The following is a 4,314-nucleotide window of genomic DNA, read 5'->3' as shown; positions in this document are numbered from 1 at the left end:
GCTCCCGGTGCCTCTGTCCCGGATGCTCGCAGCATACACCCTGATCAAAGAATCAACGCCGAACATCGGCACCGAGAACCTCATACCGGTTACGAACGCCATCGAAAGCCTGAACCGCGTGATCCGCAAATCGATCAAGACCCGCGGCTCGTTCCCGACCGAGGAGGCCGCCACAAAGCTGATCTATCTGGCGATCCGCAACTTCGAGAAAGGCGGCAGAAATGTCCGGGAATGGTTTGCGGCCCGGAACCAATTCGCTATCATGTTCGACGAGCGCTTCAACGCGTGACCGTATCTGAAACCCGCATGGGCCAGGCCAGATACACAGAGTTTATGACACTCCCCTCGGGGGCCATGCTCCCCATCAGACTGACAAGACGCCGATCGGTCGTTGGTCCATCTCCTCCTCGCTCGCAGATTCCTTTGCCCGCAGTTGTGCTTCCGCTCGACTACAAGCCGCTCAGTGCATTGGGCCGATACCGCTCACCCTTCGTCAACATAGCCCAGGCGATACGCGCCATCTTGTTGGCCATGGCAACCGCCGCAACGTTCACATGCGCTCGCTCCTTCAGGTCATCTGCCCAGGCCGTTATTGGCGACGTCCTGTCACGCACGAGATGCAGCACCGTTCGGGCTCCGTGGATGAAGAGTTTGCGCAAGTAGCGATTACCGTGCTTCGAGATGCCGATCAGCTTGGCCTTGCCACCTGTTGTGATCTGCCGCGGCACGAGGCCGAGCCATGCGGCGAGATCGCGCCCTTTGCCAAAACTGCTGCCGGTGCCGACAGCGGCCACGAGCGCTGTCGCAATTGTCGGGCCGATGCCGGGGATCTCCATCAGCCTTTGCATATTGGCATCCGTCCTGGCCAGAGCCTTGATCTCGGCATCAATGGCCGCGACCCGGTCATTGATCACGTCCAGCTCTGACGCCATGTCAGATAGAAGCATGAGCATTCGGGGTGAAAGATCGTCGGTGCCCTGCACGGCCAGTCTGGTCAGTTCCTTTTGGAAGACGTGACGCCCTGACCCTACCCGGATTCCGCGTTCCATCAGGAAACCGCGGCCCTGATTAATCAGCCGCGTTCTGTCCGTCACCAGACGTTCCCGCGCACGGTGCAGGGCTTGAAAATCAAGCTGTTCTTCCGATTTGATTGCGACGAATGACATCGTCGGACGCGTCGCGGCTTCGGCAATGGCCTCTGCATCACGGTCATCGTTCTTGTGAACCTTCACATAGGGCCGAACATAGAGCGGCGACATCAACCGAGGCTCATGCCCCTTCTGAAGACAAAAGCGCCCGATGTGATGCGCGCCGCCGCAGGCTTCCATTGCAACAACACAGGGCGGCAACCCATCCAGAAAGGCCAGTAGCCGATGTCGCTGGAGGCGTTTGCGAAACACGACCGCTCCTGCTTCGTCCAGCCCAGCAAGACTGCAAACGGTCTTGCCCAGATCAATGCCCAAAACCTTGATGTCCATTAGATGCTCCTCTCTCCACCTATGCCCGCAATGATAGCAGCGGGTTGGTGGGAAGGCAGTTCATCCCATTAGGTCAGGGCCAGCGACCCGTGCGCCAAGGGGGTCATTTTGGGACGCCTATAAGGGGTCAAAATTCGGTGCCGATTGACAAGAATTGGACATTCAAGGTACGTGATCTGGTCGATGGCTCCACCCCATCCGCCTCTGCTGCTCGAAACAAGTTGTACTGGGCAATTGCACAATTCCGGAACCAATCGCGAAGAGTGGCCTGTGCTTGAACGCAGCCGAGGGCCTTAAGGCTGCCTACGCCAGTTCGAGCATTAAGAGGAGAAAGAGATGATACAAAAAATCACCTTGATCGAAAGCATCAGTCGCAAGACGGCTGATCAGTTGCACCAATACCTCATGGATTTCGCCGAAGGTACGCATCGCTTATTCTGGGTGGATAACCGAGCTTACGTCGAGGTCCATGCGCCGAGCGATGCGGACCTGATCCGTCGCGAATTCCCCGCCTTGGTTGGCGGTGCCGCTCGGTGCGACGGAGGAAGCTTTCCATGGTGACATGTAGTTCAGTGCTCTTGCCCGTTAGCCGAACTGCCCATGCGATGACAGCATCCGAATTGATAGACGCTGGGTATTGATCCCGTGACTGACTTTTCCGGTCCTCGCGATTTTCTGGATTTCAGAACCGAAGCTTCCCAACGGAGCCGATACCTGCGTTCAATAAGCGGTGAAAGGTTCCTACTTGCCGTCGCCGATACGTGCAAAGCACGGCTTGAGCGCATTCCTGCTGGTGCCGAGTTCTGGCGCGCGCAAATAGGACATGACTGGACAAGCGATGCTGACGGGCGACGGATCAGCGGCCCGCACCCGGAGACCCGCATGCGTCCATGGCAGGATCGGGCCTATGAGGGGCGAGTCAATGCAAAGGGAATACCCTGTCTTTATCTTGCAACCACCCGAGAGGTTGCGATGTCGGAAGTTCGACCTTGGATCGGCTCAATTCTCTCTGTGGCCCGCTTTAGCCTCGGGCGTGACGTCACAGTTGTCGACTGCTCCAAATATCATGGATTCGATGCCCCCAATGTCGATCTGTCTGGATTGGACGAGGTGAACGAAAAGGTCTGGGCGCATATCGACTACGCTTTTTCGCGCCCCGTTACGCGCAGCGACAATACTGCCGAATACGCTGCCACTCAGATCATTGCCGAAGTGTTTCGCTCGGAAGGGTACGATGGTGTAATCTACAAGAGCGCCTTCGCGACAACAGGCTACAACATCGCATTGTTCGACCTCGACGCGGCTCTACAGACAGAATCTTACCTTTTTCAGGTCAGCAAGGCGACATTCGACTTTCGCGAACTCAAGCTTGAGTGATGCACAAGCGAATCGAGCATGGGGTATCCGACAACGACCGAATTGCTGAGCGATACCCGAGGAGTTTCGTCATTCATAACGCCAGCTCTCGTGGAAGACGGCGATCAATCAAAAAGCAGGCCCCGGAAAACAGGACGCACCAGAGGCCCATGAACAGGCTTTGGGTCGGAAAGTCGATACCGCGATCAAACAATACACCAGTGATGCCAGGGCCGATCGCAGTTGCAATTGCGGTCTACAGCTGTCTGCTCCGAGGCTTCGCGTAATGCGTTAGTGTCCGCGAGCGTGGTGTAATTTCACCGGCACGTTCGGTGTAATCCCGGGTGGCCATCGAGGTGTATGGTCGAGGTGGAGTTTGGCGACTTCAACCACGAACCACAGGGAGACCCCGCCTCTCGGGACATTGCTGCGCGATGCCCTGCCGGCCAGCGGATGACCAAGACCAACATGGACCTGTCCGAACTTCTGGCCAAGCACGATCAGGGTGACTTGCTGCGCAGCATCGCCGAAGCCGTCCTTCAGCTGATCATGGAGGCCGATGTTGACGGCCTTATCGGCGCTGGACGGCATGACCGCAGCGGCGATCGCACGACCTGGCGAAACGGGTATCGAGAGCGCGCTCTCGATACCCGTTTGGGCACACTGAACCTGCGCGTGCCGAAGCTGCGACAGGGCAGCTACTTCCCGGGCTTCCTCGAGGCCCGCAAAACGTCAGAACAGGCACTTGTGGCCGTCATCCAAGAGGCGTGGATCGGCGGCGTCTCGACCCGCCGCGTGGACGAGCTGGTGCAGGCCATGGGGTTGAGCGACATCTCGAAAAGCACTGTCTCGAAGCTGTGCAAGGACATCGATGAGCGGGACGGCGAGTTCCTCAACCGCCCGCTGACCGGCGACTGGCCCTATGTCTGGCTGGATGCCACCTATCTGAAGGTGCGACAGGGTGGACGGATCGTGCCGGTCGCGGCGATAATAGCCGTGGCCGCCAACACCGAAGGACGCCGGGAAATCATCGGCCTGGGCATAGGGCCGTCCGAGGCAGAAACCTTCTGGACCGAGTTCCTGCGCTCCTTGAAGGCCCGCGGTCTTGGTGGGGTAAGGCTGGTCATCAGCGACGCCCATACCGGCCTCAAGGCGGACATCGCCCGCGTCTTCGAGGCGACATGGCAGAGGTGCCGCGTTCACTGGATGCGCAACGCCTTGGCCCATGTCTCGCGCGGCCAGCACACCGTTGTGGCCGCCGCGATCCGGCAGGCCTTTGATCCGCCCGACCACGCCCATGCCGGGGAAACCTGGCGCAAGGTCGCCGAGCAACTGCGCTCGCGCTGGCCCAAGCTGGCCGACCTCATGGACGCCAGCGAACACGACGTGCTGGCCTACATGGCCTTCGACGAGAGCCTGCGCTCGAAGCTCCACAGCACGGATGAGATCGAAAAGACTTTTCTGCGGGCTTCTGCTATTT

5 protein-coding genes are annotated in these 4,314 nt (G+C 58.8%); 4 read left to right on the top strand and 1 reads right to left on the bottom strand.

Going from position 1 to position 4,314, the window contains the following annotated elements; translation table 11 throughout:
• On the top strand, positions 1-289 hold a 289-nt coding region (locus tag IEW01_RS17540; protein WP_229738354.1), incomplete at its 5' end, for a transposase.
• Between the two features lie 160 nt (positions 290-449).
• On the opposite strand, the gene IEW01_RS17535 is transcribed toward IEW01_RS17540, so the two are convergent.
• A complete protein-coding gene (locus tag IEW01_RS17535) occupies positions 450-1,478 on the bottom strand; it encodes an IS110 family RNA-guided transposase (protein ID WP_188530312.1) in 1,029 nt (342 codons plus the stop codon).
• A 336-nt stretch (positions 1,479-1,814) separates the two neighbouring features.
• On the opposite strand from IEW01_RS17535, the gene IEW01_RS17530 reads away from it, so the two are divergent.
• The 3 genes from IEW01_RS17530 to IEW01_RS17520 all read left to right on the top strand — a co-directional run.
• The gene (locus IEW01_RS17530; protein WP_188530310.1) at positions 1,815-2,039 is read left to right on the top strand and encodes a hypothetical protein; all 225 of its coding nucleotides are present in this window, start codon (positions 1,815-1,817) and stop codon (positions 2,037-2,039) included.
• A gap of 84 nt (positions 2,040-2,123) precedes the next feature.
• Positions 2,124-2,855, top strand: coding sequence for an RES family NAD+ phosphorylase (locus tag IEW01_RS17525; protein WP_188530308.1), 732 nt, complete (start codon positions 2,124-2,126; stop codon positions 2,853-2,855).
• Between the two features lie 432 nt (positions 2,856-3,287).
• Positions 3,288-4,314 (top strand): IS256 family transposase (locus tag IEW01_RS17520; protein WP_188530306.1); only part of this gene is annotated, 1,027 nt, incomplete at its 3' end.

Origin of the sequence: Sinisalibacter lacisalsi (genome assembly GCF_014640115.1) — a bacterium.
Classification (GTDB): domain Bacteria; phylum Pseudomonadota; class Alphaproteobacteria; order Rhodobacterales; family Rhodobacteraceae; genus Sinisalibacter; species Sinisalibacter lacisalsi.
Note: the sequence above shows the minus strand (reverse complement) of the source record. Positions and strands in the feature narration are given on the sequence as shown.